This is a genomic window from Martinezella rhizogenes, from assembly GCF_007002745.1.
Taxonomy (GTDB): domain Bacteria; phylum Pseudomonadota; class Alphaproteobacteria; order Rhizobiales; family Rhizobiaceae; genus Agrobacterium; species Agrobacterium cucumeris.
This window is the reverse complement of sequence record NZ_SGNY01000012.1, coordinates 1-19742: the sequence shown is the minus strand read 5'-3', so window position 1 is coordinate 19742 and position 19742 is coordinate 1. Positions and strand designations below refer to the sequence as shown.

The 19742-nt window shown below is 58.7% G+C and carries 15 protein-coding genes and 1 pseudogene; 6 read left to right on the top strand and 10 right to left on the bottom strand.

Translation table 11 applies throughout. From position 1 onward, the window contains the following. The first annotated feature begins 71 nt into the window (after positions 1–71). The gene (locus EXN68_RS24900; RefSeq protein WP_077768146.1) at positions 72–830 is read left to right on the top strand and encodes a DeoR/GlpR family DNA-binding transcription regulator; all 759 of its coding nucleotides are present in this window, start codon (positions 72–74) and stop codon (positions 828–830) included. 50 nt (positions 831–880) lie between these two features. On the opposite strand, the gene hisN is transcribed toward EXN68_RS24900, so the two are convergent. From hisN to EXN68_RS24850, 10 genes are all read right to left on the bottom strand, one after another. Next, the gene (gene hisN, locus EXN68_RS24895; protein WP_012475953.1) at positions 881–1672 is read right to left on the bottom strand and encodes a histidinol-phosphatase; all 792 of its coding nucleotides are present in this window, start codon (positions 1670–1672) and stop codon (positions 881–883) included. 3 nt (positions 1673–1675) lie between these two features. Then, positions 1676–2614 carry a choline/ethanolamine kinase family protein gene (locus tag EXN68_RS24890; RefSeq protein ID WP_077768147.1) on the bottom strand — a complete coding sequence of 313 codons (939 nt, stop codon included), beginning with the start codon at positions 2612–2614 and terminating at the stop codon, positions 1676–1678. Between the two features lie 11 nt (positions 2615–2625). Then, the gene (locus EXN68_RS24885) at positions 2626–3555 is read right to left on the bottom strand and encodes a phosphotransferase (protein ID WP_012475951.1); all 930 of its coding nucleotides are present in this window, start codon (positions 3553–3555) and stop codon (positions 2626–2628) included. Continuing rightward, positions 3545–4810, bottom strand: a complete 1266-nt coding sequence (locus EXN68_RS24880) for a Zn-dependent hydrolase (protein ID WP_012475950.1) — start codon at positions 4808–4810, stop codon at positions 3545–3547. The genes EXN68_RS24885 and EXN68_RS24880 overlap by 11 nt, the downstream gene beginning before the upstream one ends. Further along, positions 4803–5561 (bottom strand): DeoR/GlpR family DNA-binding transcription regulator, encoded by a 759-nt coding sequence (locus tag EXN68_RS24875; protein WP_161596387.1) that lies wholly within the window; start codon positions 5559–5561, stop codon positions 4803–4805. The genes EXN68_RS24880 and EXN68_RS24875 overlap by 8 nt, the downstream gene beginning before the upstream one ends. Beyond that, on the bottom strand, positions 5551–7362 hold the full coding sequence (locus EXN68_RS24870; RefSeq protein ID WP_077768149.1) for a dipeptide ABC transporter ATP-binding protein: 1812 nt from the start codon (positions 7360–7362) through the stop codon (positions 5551–5553). Before EXN68_RS24870 ends, EXN68_RS24875 begins: the two co-directional genes overlap by 11 nt. After that, a complete protein-coding gene (locus tag EXN68_RS24865) occupies positions 7363–8280 on the bottom strand; it encodes an ABC transporter permease (protein WP_012475948.1) in 918 nt (305 codons plus the stop codon). Between the two features lies 1 nt (position 8281). Further along, a complete protein-coding gene (locus tag EXN68_RS24860; protein WP_077768150.1) occupies positions 8282–9262 on the bottom strand; it encodes an ABC transporter permease in 981 nt (326 codons plus the stop codon). Between the two features lie 62 nt (positions 9263–9324). Further along, positions 9325–10890 (bottom strand): ABC transporter substrate-binding protein, encoded by a 1566-nt coding sequence (locus tag EXN68_RS24855; RefSeq protein ID WP_012475946.1) that lies wholly within the window; start codon positions 10888–10890, stop codon positions 9325–9327. Next, entirely contained in the window at positions 10863–12332 is a 1470-nt protein-coding gene (locus EXN68_RS24850; protein ID WP_202048391.1) for an amidase, read from the bottom strand. The genes EXN68_RS24855 and EXN68_RS24850 overlap by 28 nt, the downstream gene beginning before the upstream one ends. 361 nt (positions 12333–12693) lie before the next feature. Between EXN68_RS24850 and EXN68_RS24845 the strand changes: the two genes are divergently transcribed. From EXN68_RS24845 to EXN68_RS24820, 5 genes and pseudogenes are all read left to right on the top strand, one after another. Further along, entirely contained in the window at positions 12694–13482 is a 789-nt protein-coding gene (locus EXN68_RS24845; RefSeq protein ID WP_012475944.1) for an N-formylglutamate amidohydrolase, read from the top strand. Positions 13483–13723: 241 nt separating this feature from the next. Further along, positions 13724–15148, top strand: a complete 1425-nt coding sequence (locus EXN68_RS24840) for an ethanolamine ammonia-lyase subunit EutB (RefSeq protein WP_077768183.1) — start codon at positions 13724–13726, stop codon at positions 15146–15148. Further along, positions 15145–15891: an ethanolamine ammonia-lyase subunit EutC gene (gene eutC, locus EXN68_RS24835; RefSeq protein ID WP_012475942.1), complete on the top strand. Its 747-nt coding sequence runs from the start codon at positions 15145–15147 to the stop codon at positions 15889–15891. The genes EXN68_RS24840 and eutC overlap by 4 nt, the downstream gene beginning before the upstream one ends. A 618-nt stretch (positions 15892–16509) precedes the next feature. Next, positions 16510–16638, top strand: a pseudogene (locus tag EXN68_RS27970) (IS110 family transposase); the annotation flags it as partial. A 422-nt stretch (positions 16639–17060) separates the two neighbouring features. After that, positions 17061–19742 (top strand): ATP-dependent DNA helicase (locus EXN68_RS24820; protein ID WP_142843415.1); only part of this gene is annotated, 2682 nt, incomplete at its 3' end.

The following is a 19742-nucleotide window of genomic DNA, read 5'->3' as shown; positions in this document are numbered from 1 at the left end:
TGCCGCTTTAAGGGATTGTCAGCATCAGCGTTGCTGTCGACCCCCGCACCGACCCGAGGACGAAGCTGTCAATGTCGAGTGAAGTTCGCAAAGAAGTCATTCTCGAACGACTCGATCGTGATCAACGCGTCAGCGTTCTGGAGCTTTCGACAGAGTTCGGTGTTTCGGGTGAAACCATTCGGCGCGACCTGAAGGATCTGGAGGCCGAGGGAGCCGTTCGGCGCGTTCACGGAGGCGCTATACCGGCCGGCCGAACCGCGGATGTGCCGATTACCGACCGCATCAGATTCAATGCGCTCGAAAAGGACGCGGTCGCGCAGATGGCGCGCAACCTCATAACCGACGACTGCGCCATTTTCCTCGACACAGGCACCACCACCCTGTCCCTTGCGCGCCACCTGACTGGCTTCAAGAAGCTGCGGCTCTACACCAATTCCCTGATGATCGCGCAAGCCGCCTGCCAGCATTTCGGCGTCCGGGTCCAAATGACGCCGGGAAATCTCCGCCCGATTGAGCAGGATCTGGTCGGCTATGATACGCTGTCCTACATCCAGCAATTCCACTTTGACATGGTCTTTATGGGTGCGGCGGCAATCGCGGCGGAGTATGGCTTCATGGACTATGAAGAGGATGAAGCGCGAATTCGCCAGGCTCTGCTGAAGCAGACGGCCAGAAGCATCATGCTGGCCGATCATTCCAAGTGCGGCAAGACGGGCAATGTCATTACCGCCGCATTTTCCAGCGTTAACACATTGGTCACCGATCAACGTCCCCCGGCAAATATATTGGCGGCCGCCAAAAGGGGCGACCTCGAAATCATCCACGGTTGACCATACCGAAAGCGTCAGACCGGTGTCCGCCGTCTGAGGAAGCCCCGTGGTCAATCCCCGTGCAGGAAAGCCATGATTTGCGCATGCAGGGAGGAATTTGCCGCCGCCACGATACCGCCGCCATTTTCTGCCGGTCCCCCGTCCCAGTCCGTCACGACGCCGCCGGCCTGCTCGATGATCGGAATGAGGGCAACGATGTCGTAGGGATAGAGGCCCGCTTCCACGACGCAGTCGATCTGCCCTGCCGCAAGCATGCAATAGGCATAGCAATCGGTCCCGTAACGCGCGAGCCGCACTTGTTTTTCGAGCCGGTCGTAGCTTGCTCTCCGGTCGGCTTCGAAGATCGCCGGCGTCGTTGTGAAGAGCGTCGCGTCGGCAAGGTTCTTCGTCGCGCTGGTTGCGAGCCGCGTTTGTCCGTGCTGGCCCTCGTAGTATGCGCCGTTGCCCGTCGCATAAAACAATTCCCCGATAAAAGGCTGCGCCATCATGCCGGCCACCGCATCACCATCCCTGGTCAGCCCGACAAGCGTGCCCCAGAGCGGGATACCTGATATGAACGACCTGGTTCCGTCGATCGGATCGATGACCCAGACCAGGCCCGCATCCGCGCCTTCATTGCCGAACTCTTCGCCCAGGATGCCGTGATCGGGATATTCCGAACGGATAAGCGCTCGAAGCGCTTTCTCCGTTTCGCGGTCGGCTTCGGTGACCGGATCGAACCCGCCGGCAATCTTGTTGACGACGGCTCCCGGCAACCGGAACCGGGGCAATGTCTCGCGGGCGGCAACTGCCGCGAGGCGGCGAAGAAAATCGGGAGAGATCACCTCTTCAGTGCTTTGCATGTGTCAGACCGCCTTCAGCCATTGCGGCCACAGCGAATTGCTCATTGCGAAACGCGCGCGCATATGTTTCCAGAACCCATATTTGAAGAAGTCGAAGTCAAGACGCGAGACTTCGTTCTGCACCATCGCCCAGGTCGACCATTTGAGGTCGACGAGAGCCTTGAACAAAGCGATCCGCGCCAGAACGCCCGGATCCGCCCGGCCATAATATTCCTCGATCAGTTCCTTTTCGGTCTCCGGCGAGAAGCACATCTCGCAGAACCAAAGCGCGAGTTCCGCCGCCCGATCATTGGTGGAGGCGTATTCGAAATCGACAAGCATGACCCGGCGATCGGAATGAAGGAGGAAATTGCCGGCCAGTGTGTCGTTCATGCAGGGCGCGAGATCGAGACCCGATGCCTCGAGCGCAGCTCGCGCCTCGCGATAGCGCGCATTCATCCAGCCGAAGTCGCTCGGGAAATCGCCGCCAAGCTCCAGGACCTGCTGGAAATGTTCGTCGATCATGTCGAAGGTGGTCTTTCGCTGCGAAAGCGGTGCGGTGTCGTTGAAGGCCTTCAGCGCACGAAGACCGTTGAGGCGGATGACAGGATCAAGAAAATCGGCGTTTGTCGATGTTCTGAGCCCCTCGACGAATTCACTCACCTCGACCCCCGTTTCGGGGAAGAACTCGATGATCCGGGCGCCGACGCCCGCCTCGTGCGCCCTGCGGCCGGCTTCGTTGGCAGTTCTCCGGTCGATGAACATTTCGGTCCCAGCGCCGGGTATCTTCACGAAGAAGCTGTGCGGCGCACCTTCGACGTAAACCCGCCAGTTGGGATTGCTGATGCCCCCGGGTACTGGTTCGTAGGAAACCTCGAGGCCTCGCCAGTCCGCCACGGCTATGATGGCCTGCTCGATCGCCTGCTCGGCCTGCGATGCGCCTTCACCCAATCTCAGTCTCATCGCTCTCTCCATCAGACCTGTTTCAGCCATGTTTCAAAGCGTGGTCCTTCGATGACCGTGCGGGCTCTCAGAAGCCGCCATTCGGCGTATTTGAAGAATTCAACATGCTTGCGCGGCGAGCGTGCGGCATTGATGAAGCCCCAAAGCGCCCACATGAGATCGTCGGCCGCTCCATAAAGGCGTGCCCGCGCGAGCACGCTCGCATCCGGCTTTCCGGTTGCGATTTCAATGGCCAGCAGCGCCTCGCCATCGAATGGGAGGAGTTCGGCCAGCACGGTTCCGATATCGTACGCGGGGTCCGCCTGGCGCGCCCACTCGAAATCGACCAGCCGAACTCCGTCGTCCGGTCCGACCATGACGTTCGACGAGATGCCGTCCGCGTGGCACGGGACCGTATCGACACCTGCGGCGCCGATGGCGCCGGCAATGCGCTCGACGGCAGCAGAGACGGTGAATACCGGTGCTGGCAAGATCACATCCGCTCCTTCGGCAAGCTGCCGGTAGGCGGCAACGAGCTCGAAAACGCTGCGCGTTTCGCCAAGCCTCTCAGCCTGATGGAAGCTGCGTTTTGCCGTCAGAAGATTTTCGAGAACCCGCGGGCGGCGAAGGACATCGGCATGCCCCCACGCCCATTCCTCGCCAAGCGCTTCGAATACCAGGACGCCGCCCTCGGGAGCGGCATGGATGAGCCGCGGGGCAATGCCCAGTTCGCCTGCCTTGCGGCTGGCCTCCGCCACATGGTTCAGGGCAACAAACCGAGACATGTCATCGTGGAGACGTTTGACGAAAACCCGCGGCTGATCCGCCTTGCTTGCGAAAAAGCAGAGATTTTCGACGCCGCGGTGAATGGGCGACACCACTCCGCCAATCGGAGCTGAGAGGGTGGCGCCGGAAAGGCCGACCGCGTCGAGCGCAGCCTGAACTGCAGCATCATCCTGCATGGAACTCTCCCTCAATGATGTTGCGAAGCGTGGCGGTCAGCACCGCCAGCCCCGCCTGCACGTCCTGTGGCTCGGTCAGTTCGTCGGGATGATGGGCGATGCCATCGACGCTCGGAATGAAGATCAGCGCCGACGGGATACCACTGTTTTGCAAGGCGACAGCATCGTGGCCTGCAACCGAACGCATGGTCAATGGCTCGAAACCGCAAGAACGTGCCGTGCGATCGACGAGTGCCATTAACCGCCTGTCCATGCTGGCGGGATCGCGCAAAGTATCGGCGACGATTTCCAGCTGCGTGCCGGTTTCGGCTGCCGCCTTTTCGAGCGCGGCAAGGGCGAGCTCACCTGCCATGTCGAGTTCGGCCACGTCAGGCCCCCTGAGCTCGAACCACACAGTCGCCCGGTCGACGACAACGTTCGGCGAGTTGGGCTCGACCACGAGGCGCGCAGCGGAGCGGTGGAGGAGGGGATGGCTGGCCGCGACGACTGCTTCGAAGGCGGCAATTCCTCTTGCTGCGGCGAGAAGCGCATCTCGGCGATCGGCCATCGGCGTCGGACCCGTATGCGCTGCCCGGCCGATCCAGCGGACGGTCTTCTTGCGCGCCGCCCAGGTTCCTTCGACGACGCCGATCTTTCGGCCCGCTTCGAGAAGTTTCCGTCCCTGCTCGACATGCAGCTCGACATAGGCTTTCGGGGGAGGGGGAACAATTCCCGAACTGCCGCTGACGCCTATGGCCTCGAGCGCGCGCTTGAGGGATACGCCGTCTCCGTCGCGTAGTTCCAATGCATCGCCAAGCGCCAATGCGCCGGAGAAGACCGTGCTGCCGGTCAGGCTCGGCTGGTAGCGGGCGCCTTCCTCATTCGTCCAGTTGACCACCGCGAGGTTGTAGCGCGGTTTGCACAGTCCGCGTTGCACCTCGGCGTGAATAGCGAGCGCGGCCTGTCCGGCAGTCAGGACACCCAAGGTGCCGTCGAAACGACCGCCTCGGGGTTGGGTGTCCAGATGCGAGCCCGCAAAAATCCAGGGCGCATCCTGACCGGCCCAATCGAAGCAGGCAAACTGATTGCCGATCGCATCATTCGCGATCTGGACGGCTGCCTGTTCCATCCACACGGCAAAAACACCTCGCGCCATGCCGTCCTCGGCGCTCGCCGCGAGGCGCGTCACTCCCGCTCCGGGATGAGCACCGATGGCAGAAATTCGGTCGAAGATCGCATCGAAATCCGTCCGCCGTGTCGTCGCCGCGTCAAGCATGGATGATCTCCAGTTCTTCTGCCCGAACGGCGCCGAGGATGTCTTCCGGCGGACGCCGGTCGGTCACAAGCGCACCGATTTGCCCGAAGGGAGCGGTGATCACATTGCCGACCCTTCCAAACTTCGAATGATCGGCCAGCATGACGCTTCGCGAGGACCGCTTTATGAGGATCTGACGGATTCGCGCCTCGTCTTCTTCATAGTCCATGAAGCCATATTCGACATTGACTGCCGCGGCACCCATGAAGACCATGTCGAAGTGGAACTGCTGGATGTAGGATAGCGTGTCATAGCCGACCAGGTCCTGCTCGACCGGTCGCAGATTTCCAGGCGTCACGTGCACGCTGACGCCGAAATGCTGGCAGGCGGCTTGTGCAATCATCAGGGAATTCGTGTAGAGCCGAAGCTTCTTGAAGCCGATCAGCCGGCGCGCGAGCGCAAGCGTCGTCGTGCCGGTATCGAGGAAGATCACACAGTCGTCATTGATCAGGTTGCGCGCCACGCCGGCAACCGCATCCTTCTCAGTCGAGTTGAGCTTGATGCGCTCGGTAATCGGCGTGTCGGCTGTGCGGCCGGCTGGAATTGCGCCGCCATGCACGCGGCGCACAGCACCTTCTGCTTCGAGGTTCTTCAGATCGCGGCGAATGGTTTCGCCCGAAACGCCGAACTCTGCTGAAAGCTCGACAACGCTGACGCGCTGATCACGGCCGAGACGCTCCAGGATGATCTCCTTGCGGATCTCACTGGACATGGACCGCCTCGTCCTCATGCCGATGCAGGCAGGCTGCGTAATTCCCGCCATCAGAACCCACAAGCATCGGATCGGTCTTTTCGCAGTCGCTCTGCGCGCGCGGGCAGCGCGAACGGAACGAGCAGCCGACCGGAAGATGAATGGGGCTCGGGGGCTCGCCATCGAGCAGATATTGCGCGCCCGGGAAACGGTTTTCCTCCAGCGTCGGCATGGCGCTCAGCAGCGCCCGCGTATACGGGTGGTGCGGATGTTCAAAAAGCGTCGTGTTGTCAGCCAGTTCGACGATGCGCCCTAGATACATGACCGCCACGCGGTGACAGATACGACGGACCAGCGCCAGGTCGTGAGATATGAAAATGTAGGAAAACCCGTGTGCCGCCTGGAGCCGTTTGAAGAGATCGAGGAGCTCGGCCTGCTCGACCTGGTCGAGCGCCGACAAGGTCTCGTCAAGGATCAAGAGGCGCGGCTTCAGCACCAGGGCTCGAGCAATGTTGATGCGCTGGCGCTGCCCGGCGCTAAGCCCCACAGGCAATCGTTCGGCGAGGTCCGCATGAAGGCCGACTTCGCGCATGGCCTCCTGCGCGCGCTGCTCGGCATCACGCCGGCCGACGCCGTGGATCAGAAGCGGCTCCTCGATCATGCGTATGATCGACATGCCCGCCGGCAGCGATCCATAGGGGTCCTGCAGCAGAAGCTGGAACGATTTGCGCATCTCCGTCAACGAACGAGCAGAGAGACTCGAGAGGTTCTTCCCGAGGAACGCAATGCGACCGGCATTTGGCTGTTCGAGCCAGGCAAGCAGGCGCGTAAGCGTGGATTTGCCGCAACCGCTTTCCCCGACGATGCCAAAATTTTCACCCGCCTTGACGGTAAAGGACACGTCCCGAACCGCCTTGACTTCGTTGAAGGCATTGAACGCATCGCGCCGGCGCACGCTATAGGTTCGGGTTGCATTTTCGACGGTCAGGACAGCCTCACCGTCTTTTGCTTCCGGCGCCGACACGTTCTTCCAGATCGATGGAATGCGCGAGAGGAGGGCGCGCGTATAGGCTTGCTGCGGGTTGGCAGCAATATCGGCAGTCTTGCCCCGTTCGACGATGCGGCCGCCTTGCATGACGAGCGTTCGCTCGGCAATCTGTGACACCACCGGTAACGACGAAGAGATAAACAGGAACGCCGTGTCGAGGCTTTGCCTGAGGCTGTCGATAAGCCGGATAATCTGGGCTGCGACCGTTACATCGAGCGGCTGCGTAATATTGTCGGCGATAACAAGCGATGGCTCGGAAACGAGCGCATCGACAATCATCACGCGCTGCATCATACCGCCGGAGAATTGGAAGGGCGCCTCGTGGAAGCGAGAGCGCGGTGAGGGAATATGCACCCGGCCAAGGAGATCGAGAACTTTTTCCTTCGCTTCCGCCTTACCGATATCAGGCCGGACAGATCGAAGCTTCTCGACGATCTGATGGCCGATCGGCAGCCTCGGATCAAGCGAACCCATGGGGTTTGCACCGATGAAGCCAATGCGGTTTCCTCTGATCGACCGAAGACCCCGCGCATCGAGGGAGAGGACGTCCTTTCCTTCAAAAATCACCTGACCGGAAGAGATTTCCAGCGGTGCTTGAATGGCGTTCACCATGGCACGCGCCAGCACCGACTTGCCCGATCCGGCTTCGCCGACGAGGCCGAGAACTTCGCCTGGCTGGAGCGCAAAGTCCACATTGTCGACGATGCGCCGTTTGCCGCCATCCCGCAGGAGATCGACCGAGAGATTGGAGACAGCTAGGATTGGATCACTCATTTACGCATCCCCTCTCAGAACCGCATTGCGCGCGCGCTCCAACGCCGAACCCATCAGATTGAGGCAGGTCAGCGATATCAGCAGGAACAGACCGGGCATCGTCGCGATCCACCATGCGTTCAGCAGATACTTTCGTGAATCCGCGATCACGTTGCCGAATGTCGGTGTCGGCGGCTGAACCCCGAGACCGAGAAAGCCGAGGATCGACTCGAAGATCATCATGCGGGCGATATCGAGCACAGCGACGAAGGCGATCGGAGGCAGAACGACAGGCGCCACAAACAACAGCATGATGCGAAGGTCCGAGGCACCGAGAACCCTCTCACCGAGAACATAGCCGCGATTGCGTTCGCCGAGCGCCACGGATCTCGCGACGCGGGCATAGAGCGGCCAGCCGGAGAGGCCAAGCACGAGGATGATCGCAGGCACGGTCGGGCGTGACACGCCGAGAATGGTGATGGCAAGAATGATCATCGGAATTGACAGCTGAGCATCGGTCAGCCGCATGATGACCGTATCGAGCCAACCACCACGAAAACCGGCAAGAAGACCGAGACTGCAGCCGACGATGAACATCAGAACCACGGTCGTCACGCCGATGAACAGCGAATAACACAGTCCGACGAGACAGCGCATCAGAACGTCACGGCCGAGTTGATCGGTACCGAGCACATAAGGCCATTGCCAGCCCTCGGAAGGGAATGGCGGAATAAACTTGTGGCTGTAGGCCATCTTGAGCGGATCAACCGAACTGACAAATGGCAGGAGAATCGCAAGTCCAAGCAGCAATCCGAAGCCGATGAGGCCAATGCGAAAGTCGAGGCGCCCCACGGCAATTTGCAACATGCGTCTGGTCGGTGTGGTGCCGCGCTTGACGACGGTGCGCTCGGTGGCGCTCAATTCTACGATATCGGTCATCTCAGTATTCCAGTCTCGGATCGATGGTCATCGCGATAAGATCGACCAGGATGTTGATCACCACGAACATCACGGAAATGAAGATCGCGACGCCCTGGATGAGCGGAAAGTCGCGCTGTTGAACGGCATTGATCGTCAGGAGCCCAAGGCCCGGATAGTCGAAGATGAACTCGACCACGAGGACGCCGCCCAGAAGCATGCCGAGTTGCACACCCAGCAAGTTGATCAACGGGACCGCGGAATTGCCCAGCACATGCGAGAAGATCGTGCGCCCGCGGCTCAGGCCTCTAACAGCAGCAAGCTGAATGAAGTCTTCGCGCAACACCTGAGCGACAGAAACGGTCAACGTACGCAGGATGAACGGCGCAATCTCCACCGCGAGCACGATCGCGGGCAGAATGGTGTATTCGAAGCCGTTGTAGCCGATCGCGGGCAGAAGCCTGAGCTTCACCGACAGAAAGAGCGTCAGCACGATGCCCAGCCAGAAGTTCGGGGTCGAGACGAAGATCGACCCCAATGCGAGCGCGAGTTTGTCGGGCCAGCGACCCTGATAGAGCCCGCCGGCAAGGCCGAGCGGAACAGCAACGAGCAACGCGATGACCAGTGCGACGGCTGCGAGCTGCAGGGTCATCGGGAGTGTATCGAGAATGAGATCTAGGACCTTCGCCCGCTCTTCGCGTGTCGGGTCGTTATAGGCCGAGCCGGCCAGGCTCGCCCCGCTCTTCGGCCTGACGAACGACGTGCCAAGATCGCCGGTCGCCAAATGGCCAAGATAGGAGACGAATTGCAGCGGGATGGCCCGATCGAGACCAAGTTCCTTTGCCTTCATCGCCACGACCGCATCAGGGGCCATGCCGCCGACGATAAGGCGCGCGGGGTCACCCGGCACCACACGCAACAGCGTGAAGATGATGAATATGACGAGAAGGATGATCAGGCCCCCCTGCAGAAGCCGTCTCATCAGGAATGATAGAAGGAACATGTACTTACCCTAGTCTGTCGGGGCCAAGGCGGCCACTGCCAGGCAGTGGCCGCAGCGCTGGATCAGGCCAATGTCGCCTTGTTGGCGTCCATCATACCATTCGGGTAGATGTAGAGACCACTCAGGCCATCACGCATGCCGTGGATGAAAACGGACGTGAAGAGAGAAAATGATGGCGTCTTCTCCGCCAGCAACGGCATCAGCTCGGTCTGAATGACCTTCTTGCGTTCCTCGGGCTTTGAGGCGTTGCGCTCTTTGTCGAGGGCAGCATCGATTTCCGGATCCTGGATGCCGCAGATGCGGTGCGTCGTCGAGTGGAAATGGGTCCTCAGCACCAGATCGGGTTCCGGCGAACCCGTCGACCAGCCGCAGTCGATCATATGACCGGGCCCGCCGCCGGGACGATCGTAGAGCGCGTCACCCCAGGCCGCGACTTCCATGACGTTGAGCTTGACGGGGAAGCCCTGTTCCTGAAGCATCGCCGTGATGGCCTCGGCATATTCCTTGGTCTTCGGGTAGAAGCCGACCGACGTGATGTATTCGAGTTCGGGCAGACCTTCGCCCTTCGGGAAGCCGGCTTCCGCCAAAAGCTTCTGGCACTGGTCCGGATCGAACTTCGGATAGTTCGGGATATCGACATAGCCGAACTTGACCGGAGACACGTAGCAGTTCGACGCGTGACCGGAAACGCCGAGAATATCGTCGATCACCGACCGGTCGATCGCGTGGCACACGGCGCGACGCAGTCTCCAGTCGTTGAAGGGCGGCTTCGAGCAACGGAACCAAAGATACTTGTTCTCGACCGAGATCGCCTTGTGAAGCTGGAAGCCGCCGGTCTTTTCGATCGTTTCGACCTGTTCGGCTTCAAGGCGTTCGATAAGGTCGGCCTCGCCATTCAGAAGCGCCAGTGTCCGGGTCGTCGCATCGCCGACGAAGCTGAAATGCAGTCCGGGAATCGTCGGCTTGCCGAGGTAGAAATTGTCGAAGGCCTCGAGAACGGTCGTGTTGCCGTCCTGCTTGACGAACTTGAAACCACCGGTGCCGTTCGGCCGGGCAGAGAGCGTCTTCGGGTCGGCGACGTCCTTTGCCGACATGATCGGCAGGAAGGAGGACAGGAACCAGAAAAGGCTTGCGGGGTAGCCGGCCTTGTCGGTCTTGACGCGCGCGACGTAATCGCTGACGACTTCGACTTCACAGGGACCGGGATACCAGGCGGCCGGTCGGTCGGGGCGACTTGCATACTCGAATGTCGCCTTGACGTCTTCGGCCCTGAACGGCTTGCCGTCGTGGAAGGTGACGCCTTCGCGCAGCTTGAATTCGAGCGTGTGCTCGTCGATCAGCTTCATCTCGGTCGCCAGTTCCATGACGAGCTCGTCAGGCTTTTCCGGCGTCATCGGTGCGCGGGTTAGATAACCGAACACAAAGCTCTCAAGGTTGATCTGCGCCAGCGTCGTGTGAGAAGACGGATCCCAGTTGCCGGTCAGAGTTTCGGCCGAGAGAAATTTAAGGACCTTGTTTTCCGCGGCATTGGCCGGGTTGACCAGGAACTTAGTATTGAGGATAGGCATGCCAAGTGCGATGCCCGCAAGCGCCGAACTCTTTAAGAGCGATCTTCTATTGAACTCCATGACGACATCTCCACAGTTGATTTGCTGGGCGTTCCCCACCCCATCTTGTCGCCAGCAACGACAAGTGGAGGATTGTTGTTTTTGAAAAGATGGTCCTCGGCCTGCTGGCAGAATGCCATGACAAGCGCATCGGCGTGGCGACGGCCGACGACCTGCAGGCCAACGGGCAACCCGTTGACGGTCAGGCCGCAAGGCAACGAGGCTGCCGGGTTGCCGGAAAGATTGAAGGGATATGTAAAGGGCGTCCAGCCCGTCCACGCGAGGACTTCCGAGGGCGATTGGAACCCTTCGGGCGCCTCCCGATCCGCCGCAAACGGCTCGACCGGGATGGTTGGCAAGAGGAGCAGGTCGACGTCCTCAAAGAGTGCGTGCACGCGACCAGCAAATTCCGCGCGCGCTTTCGCAGCCGAGAGATAATCCTTAAGATCGTAGCGTGCCGACGCTTCGACGAGCGCACGGAAACCGCTGCCAAAATCGGAAAGATCCGACTGGGACCCATAGGCGACGCCCCGGCCGGCAACCCAGAGTGTCTCGAAGATACGGATCGGATCTTCCCAGTCCGGGGAAACCGAACGAACATCGATAGTGAGCGCCTTGGTGAGCGCATCGACCGCTTCGCGCACGACCCGGTCGATTTCCGGCGCGACTTTGAACCCGAAGAGGCTTGGTGCAAAACCAATCCGGAGGGACTTTGTCGATCGCGTTTCAGTGTAATCTGCTCCGTCGTCCGGCAGCGCCTGATGGTCTCGCGGATCGGGCCCCTTGGCAATATTGAACAAGAAAGCGCTATCCTTTGCCGTGACGCTCATCGGACCGGCGTGGGACAGCATCTCCGTCGCGCTCCAGGGCCAAGCCGGAACGCGCCCCAGCGAGCCCTTCATGGCAAACACACCGCAGAAAGCTGCCGGGATGCGCACGGAACCGCCACCATCGGACCCCAATGTGAAGGGAACCATTCGGGCCGCGAGCGCAGCACCCGAACCCGAGCTCGAACCACCACTTGTGAGCTTGGGGTCCCATGGATTGCGCGTCGGGCCATAGAATTCGGAAAAGCCGGAACCGGACCACCCCATTTCGGTAGTTGTCGTCTTGCCGATGATGATAGATCCGGCGTCAATCATCCTCTGGACGATCGGCGCCGTCATCTTGGGAGCGAAATCCTTATAGGCACGAGATCCGCGCTGGCATAGCTGCCCTTCCACGAAGAAGAGGTCCTTCACGCCCATCGGGATACCATGAAGAGGACCACGGAACCGACCTTCGGCTGCCTCGCGATCGCAGGCCCTCGCTTCTTTGAGGGCCTGTTCTTCAAACACCTGGCTGAAGGCATTGACGATGGGGTTCAGCCGCGCAATGCGCGCCAGGCATTCCTGAACGAGCGCTTCGGATGTGAGCTTGCCGGAAACAATTGCTGAGCTGAGCGAAAGAACTGAAAAATCCACGATTGCGATCTCCTTGGAATGTGGATTTATGTGGATATTTTGCGTTTGTCAACACACCCGATGAGGGTTTTTCAATTTCCGTAGCTAAGAAAATCGCCATGAGAGTGATCGCGGCTGACAGCACAAGCGTCGGCACAGGATGGGAATTGGATAAAATGCTCTGAGGATCTGCCTTACAAAAAGGCATATTTTGCAGGCATTTTGCCCATGTTTTCGGCAACAGTTAGAAATCGGCGTAGCGAACGAGGGGCCGTGACGTGGCGAAACCTCCACCGCGACAGAGGGCTACTTTATGCAATGTTGATATCATGTTGCTTTTATTGTTTTCGTTGTTATTGTGTGGATATCAACGGAGACTGTTATGGGTAAATTGTCGTTGCTCGCCCCTGGCGAGTCTGCAATCGCGATCGAAAACAAGGCCGCGCTCGGCAAGTTTGTAATCGTATGCGAGCATGCTTCACACCTGATCCCGCCTTCACTCGGCGACCTCGGCCTTGATGCGTCTGCGCGTTCAAGTCATATCGCCTGGGATCCGGGCGCCCTGGAACTCGCACGATATCTTTCGTCATCTCTCGATGCGGTCCTCTATTACCAGCGCTTTTCGCGGCTCGTTTACGACTGCAATCGCCCGCCGGAGGCAGTGTCTGCAATTGTTGGCAAAAGCGAGATCTATGACGTTCCGGGAAATCAGAGCATGCCGGAAGCAGATCGCCTGACGCGGATCAACGAGATTTATCTACCCTTTCGTGATGGACTGTCCGAAATTCTCGCCTCTCGCAAGGCCCAGGGGCGCGGGACGATGCTCGTCACAGTCCATAGTTTCACCCCCGTCTATTTCGGCAAGAAGCGCGAGGTCGAGATCGGGATATTGCACGACAGCGACACGACGCTCGCAGATGCAATTCTCGCGGAATTCGAAGGGGCCGATCGCAAGTATGTCGTCATGCGCAACCAGCCATACGGTCCAGCCGATGGGGTCACGCACACGCTCGTCGAGCACGGCATCGCGAACGGTATTCCAAATGTCATGATAGAGGTGAGAAATGACCTCCTGGTGGCCGCGGATGACCAAGCTGCGGTTGGCAGCTATCTCTCCAGGCTCATTGGAAAGGCAGCCTCGACAGTGAAGGCCGGGCAAACGGTCAGTTGAAGCCGCCTCGGGCAATCGAGTTCCGAACGCCTCATGATCCATGGCGGATCCGAAATGCTTCGGTCACGGCTTGCATCGTCCGGAGGCACCTTAGGAGCACAAGCCCTTCGATGAATGGACCGCGCGCGCCCAAGCCAGGAGTGGCATGGATCGTGCATAGCTTTCAGGAGGCATGGCGCCCGCACTGCCCAGTTCGGGCTGGACTTACAATCTTGAAGGTAGCTTCGCCCTTGCGCAAGAAATGGGCTGCCTGATACCCACGAGCGGAGATAAAATGTATTCGATCATACTTGGACGCGAGCGCCATGTCTTCGCCGACCTGAAATCGGTCATGGCCTGTGCCTCGCCACTCAAGTCAGGCGATGTGCTTGCGGGGGTTGCAGCGTCAAGCAACGAGCGGCGGGTCGCTGCCCGCTGCCTGCTTGCCGACATGCCGCTCAAGACATTCCTGGAGGATCTGTTGATCCCCTACGAAGTCGACGAGGTCAGCCGGTTGATCATCGATCGCCACGACCCAATTGCCTTCGCGCCAGTTTCACATATGACGGTCGGCGAGTTTCGCAATTGGCTTCTCTCCTACGACGCGACAACCGAAAGGCTGGCAGCACTTGCGACGGGCCTCACGCCGGAAATGGTCGCGGCGGTCTCCAAGATCATGCGCAATCACGATCTGATCACCGTTGCCGGTAAATGTAACGTGGTCACTGCCTTCCGCTCCACCATCGGCCTGCCGGGCAGGCTGTCGAGCCGGCTCCAGCCCAACCACCCGACCGACGATCCAGAAGGCGTCGCCGGTTCGACACTCGACGGCCTTCTCTACGGAATCGGCGATGCGGTGATCGGCATAAATCCCGCCACCGACAACCTCGATGCCTGCACCAGGTTGATGGTCCTTTTCGACCGGCTGCGCGAGCGGTTCGAGATTCCCACCCAATCCTGCGTGCTGACTCATGTCACCACTTCCATCAAGGCGATCGAGGCCGGGGCGCCGCTCGATCTTGTGTTCCAGTCGATTGCCGGCACTGAGGCTGCCAACAATGGTTTCGGCGTCGATCTCGCCGTTCTCAGGGAAGGCAATGACGCCGCGCTGTCGATGAAGCGCGGCAGCGTCGGAAACAACGTGATGTATCTGGAGACCGGTCAGGGCAGCGCTCTTTCGGCAGATGCACATCACGGCGTGGATGAACAGACGGTCGAGGTGCGGGCTTACGCAGTCGCACGTGAACTCCGCCCGCTGCTCGTCAACACCGTGGTCGGTTTCATCGGACCGGAATATCTGTTCGACGCCAAACAGATCATTCGCGCCGGGCTAGAGGATCATTTCTGCGGAAAACTGCTCGGTGTGCCGATGGGGGTCGATGTCTGCTATACCAACCATGCCGAGGCAGACCAGGACGACATGGACAATCTGATGGTGCTATTGACTGTCGCGGGCGTCAGTTTCATGATTGCCGTGCCCGGCGCTGATGACGTCATGCTTAACTACCAGAGCCTGTCTTATCACGATATTGTCGGCCTCAGGCATCAGTTCAATCGTCCGCCGGCGCCCGAATTTGAGGCTTGGCTCAATCGCATGGGCATGCTTGATCACTCGGGCCGGCTGGCGCCCGCCAGCGCCTCGGGCCAATTCTCTCGCAATCTCTTGAGCTACGGGGTGTCCGCATGAGTTGGGGTCGAGACCCGTTTGAGCGCTTCCGCCATTCGACACGCGCCCGGATTGGACTCGGTAGAGCGGGCGACGCGTTGCCGACCTCGGCAATTCTGGATTTCCAGCTGGCCCATGCGAAGGCCAGGGACGCCGTGCACGGTCAAGTGGATTTTGTCGCCCTCGCCAAGCAGCTTGCACCGGTATCAACGATCCGGATCAGGTCCTGCGCCACGGATCGTACCATCTACTTGTCGCGCCCGGATCTGGGTCGCCAGCCGCTTGCAGCCGATCTTCCAATGCCAGGGGATAGCCATGACATCGCGTTCGTCATCGCGGACGGGCTTTCCGCCTCGGCGGTCGAGCGTCATGCCGTTCCGCTTTTCAAGGCATGCATGAAGCGTCTTGGCGGCTTCAGTGTCGCCCCGGTGATTTTGGGCGAACAGGCGCGGGTAGCATTCGGCGACGAGGCGGCGGCGGCGTTCGGTGCGGAGGTTGCAATCGTCCTGATCGGCGAGAGACCGGGGTTAAGCGTGCCTGACAGTCTGGGTGCCTACATCACCTTCCGCCCCCAGGCAGGACGGCGCGACAGCGAGCGTAACTGCATTTCGAATATTCACGCCGACGGGCTCGGCTACGAGATTGCCGCGGATAAGATCGCCTGGATCGTCCGGGAGGCGCTGCGCTTGCAGTTGAGCGGTGTGGCGCTTAAGGAGGGTGCCGAGAGTTCGGCAAAAATCTCTTCGAACCCTGGGCAAGAATGAAGCCTGAGGCGCGATCACCGAGGGCTGTCCTGACGCTCCCCTCTCGTTCGGTGGGCGAGCCTCTTGGAATCACCCCGAGTGCGAAAGGTTCACCGTTCGGATCGGGGAGGGCAACTCGGAACTCTTGCCTAGCCACCTGCTTGACGGCAGCTTTGTCGGCAATGGCCTTGGTCACACCCGACGCCATCCGCGGTGCTGGGGAGGCAAACCGGGCGAGAGGTCCGACCGGCCGACGAGATCGCAAAGCCGTGCGGCCTCACCCCGCGCGCGAGGCGCTCGCCGCGTTGCTCGCTTTGCCATCGCTGCATTCTGCTGATGATTTGGTCTATCAGGTTGACTGCCGTATTGACCTCGGCAAGGCGGACCGACTGTTCGCGTGCCGACGTCGCGCTCGAGTCCGCGTCATGATTTACCGTGACGATATAGCCTTCGATGGTCTTCAGCACCTGACCGGTTTCGCTCGCCAGCTTGACGCCACTCTGGACTTCCGCAGGCGTGAACTGCGCCCAGCGCTCTGCGAGAGTGTGGTCGCACGGGGTGCAATCAAGCTCCAGGAGACGATCATGAAGCTTCCCAGAGTCATTACGACAATAAGACCGAAATCCGCACAGAGGTGCAATATTCGTGTTCCTTGAGTTAAGCCGAGCGACATGGTTGGTCACATCATTGTCGGTAGGTGGCGGTGAGAAGATCTCGAAGCATACGGTTCAGCACGCAGACGTCGGCGGACTGTTGTCGCGCTTCGCCTAAAGGCATGAAAGTCGCGTTTCAACGAACAGGCTCGATCGAACCAGCGACCCAACGTTAATGATTACAAACTGCAAACCGTAACCCTTAAAGGTAAACATTTCCAAAGTTTCATTTGTAGCGATTTTGAATTTTTCATGTGTAGAAGCGTTCCTGATATCAAGTTATAGTCCTCGCAATCGATCCACCATAGAAAGATTGCTCATCTGAGCTTAAGGAATTCAATTCTTCCTCAGATATACTTGGAGCCACGCGGGCCATCTAACTGACTTCTAGGTTTTGATGAACACCATGTCCCCTCAATGGCTTTGAGACCGCACCGGATGCTCATTGAGTTTTGAAATCAGCACCGTTACCGAACTTTCCATCCTGGCTGGCTGATCACACACGATTGGAAAGCGAGGGGAATAGGAGTGGCAAGCATGCCAACCGACGACATTGTAATGTCCGATCCCGGAATGGCTGCTGTTGACACGTCTGTCCCTACGCGCTTCCAGACAGATCTTCGCCAGTTCAGTAACCTGCTGGACGAGAGCAATATTGTGGAATGGGTCGTAAACCACGCCGCAAATCGCAATGCGTGCTTCGGACAAGACCAACTTAAGATTTCGGCGGCTCGGGCACTCACGCACTACAAACGGCCGGTACAAGAAATCGACCTGCTATTCCAACAGGTCGTCGCAAGCGACAAACTGACCCGGCTTGATTCTCCAGATGGCCAACCTCTCTACACCTCTACAGAGCTGAGAGCTGCGGAACAGAATACTGTACGTCATGTCACCAATCTTTCCGCAGAAGAAAGCTTCGGCGTTCCGGGAACCATTGTTGATATGGTCGCCGATAGAGGCATTTTCACACCGGAGCTCAGAGGAGCATTACATTATCTGTCTAGGCGAAATCGAGCTTCCACTATGGTGGGCGTAGCGGGTTCCGCAAAAACAAGTGTACTTGGAGCCCTGAACGAAGCGGTGGACAGGTTCAACGAGGAAGCGCTCCCGACCGAGAAAATAAAGTTGATTGCCTTCGTACCCACCAACCGGGCGGCCCAGGAGCTTCGTGAGAAAGGTCTTCGCGACGTCGCGACGACTTTCAAGGCGAAAGACCGCACCATCGGAAAAAATACCATCGTCGTGATCGACGAAATGTCGATGGCCAAGACGCAGGAGATCGCGCAACTAATCGAGACAGTTGCAAATGCCACTTCCTATCACCCAACCGAAAGGCCGAAACTGATATGTGTGGGAGACGATCGGCAACTGCCCCCTGTTGGACCTGGTGATCTGCTTCCGATTATTATGGAGCAAGCCGGCTGCTATGAACTCGTCCAGCCGCTTCGACAGCTCGACGCGCGGTCGCGAATAGAAACAGAAAAGCTCGGACGTGACATACGACGCGATGCCAAGAGCGCCGTCGGGCACTATCTCACAGCGCTCGAACAAATGGGCCTCGTCCATTTCGTATATGCTCCTCCTAGCGGCTCAAACGTCAGGGCGTCAGACCAGATCACTGACCGCATGCTGGAGGAGATGAATAGAGTTTGCGACCGATATCCGGTGTATGATCGTCTTGTGATGGCACACTCCAACAGGAGCGTTAATCGCGCCAATATCGCTCTTCATCAGAGGTTTGTTGACAAATCCGGATTGCAAGACCAGCAAATGAGTGTGTGGTCAAGCGTAATAGATAGTGGAAGTTCGGAATCTGGAATAGATGAGGGTTCGTCGAGACGCGTTCAGCAAAGGATTAATCTCGTCTTGGGAGACAGGATTATATTCAGCGAAAACCGTCTGCAAGCGGACATCCGCAATGGTACTTTTGCAACTGTAGTCGGACTTAATAGCACAGAAGCTTCCCGAGCTGAGAATGGCACATCTGCTGGGGTTCGCATTACTGCAAGGTTAGACGGATCTGGACGAACCGTCACTTGGACCGATAGCGAGTTTAAGGGTTTTACCTACGGCTATGCTGCTACAATTTATAAGAGTCAGGGGGCCACAGTTGATCACGCCATTCTCCTCTGTGATGGTGCTCTTTCAGATAAGCTGACCTATGTCGGCCTGACGAGGCATCGCAGTCGTCTCGACGTCATTGCTTCTCCCCTCGTGGCAAACAATGTTGAGGCTCTCAGTGCAAAGCTCACTCAGCAAAGCGCGCCAAATAATTCCATTCAATTCCCAGCGCTCGAACCTGCTGCCTTCCAAGAGCGCTCGTCGGTTTCGAACGCGCACTTGCTAAGGCCGCTCGACCAGATGGAAATCTCTCCAACGACGCCGCTTTCCTTCCAAGGCAGACAAGAAAGCTCCTTCGGGGAGAACCAGCTGCACGAACCATCCACATCGGATGTGGAAATGCCGGAAAGCGCGGACCTTTACCCGAGCGCCATTGACTTCGAAGTTTTCCAGTCTTCTGTCATCACGACTGAAGAGCAAATGCAACCGGAATTCTGCGGGTCGGAATCGACGGCTAACACCTCAGCCCACGAAAGCCACCAAGTCACGATCGCAACGGTAACAAACCTGGGGATAGCGATCGAGAAACGGAAACGAGCGGCGGCAAAGGAAGAAATCGATTCTCGCAAAAAAATGGCCCGTCACTCAGTTAGTTCTGCCGAGGAAGTTGAAGATATCACTTCCCTGTTCGAACGATTGAAACTGGCAACCTCGGTCACCAACACAGTTCAACCGACGTATGCGGACGTCGATCATATCATCGGTACTGATGGCCGAGTGGGTCCAATACCGCACCGGGAAGATGATCCGGGATCAAATTGGGAATTGTCGTCAACGAACGCCCCCTCAAACGTCTCAGAGAAACGATCGACCAAAGACTCAGGAGAAAAAAATATGGCTTCGAATGACCAGAAAATGCAAGGCGCTGACTCTGCAGGCAGCGAGCGTCATTTTTCGCAGACTTCCATTGTGGAAGCCCTGCAGGCTGGCGATCACAAGAAGCTCGTGGAAACGCTCGCCGCAACCGGCTCCCTTGTCGAGAAGGCGGACGCCGGGTCGGCGCTGAAAGCAATGGCGGATGCTTACGAAAGGGATATCAAGGCAGATCCCGAAAAGGTCCGCATGCTCTATGCCAATCGGCGCGTTGATGTAGAT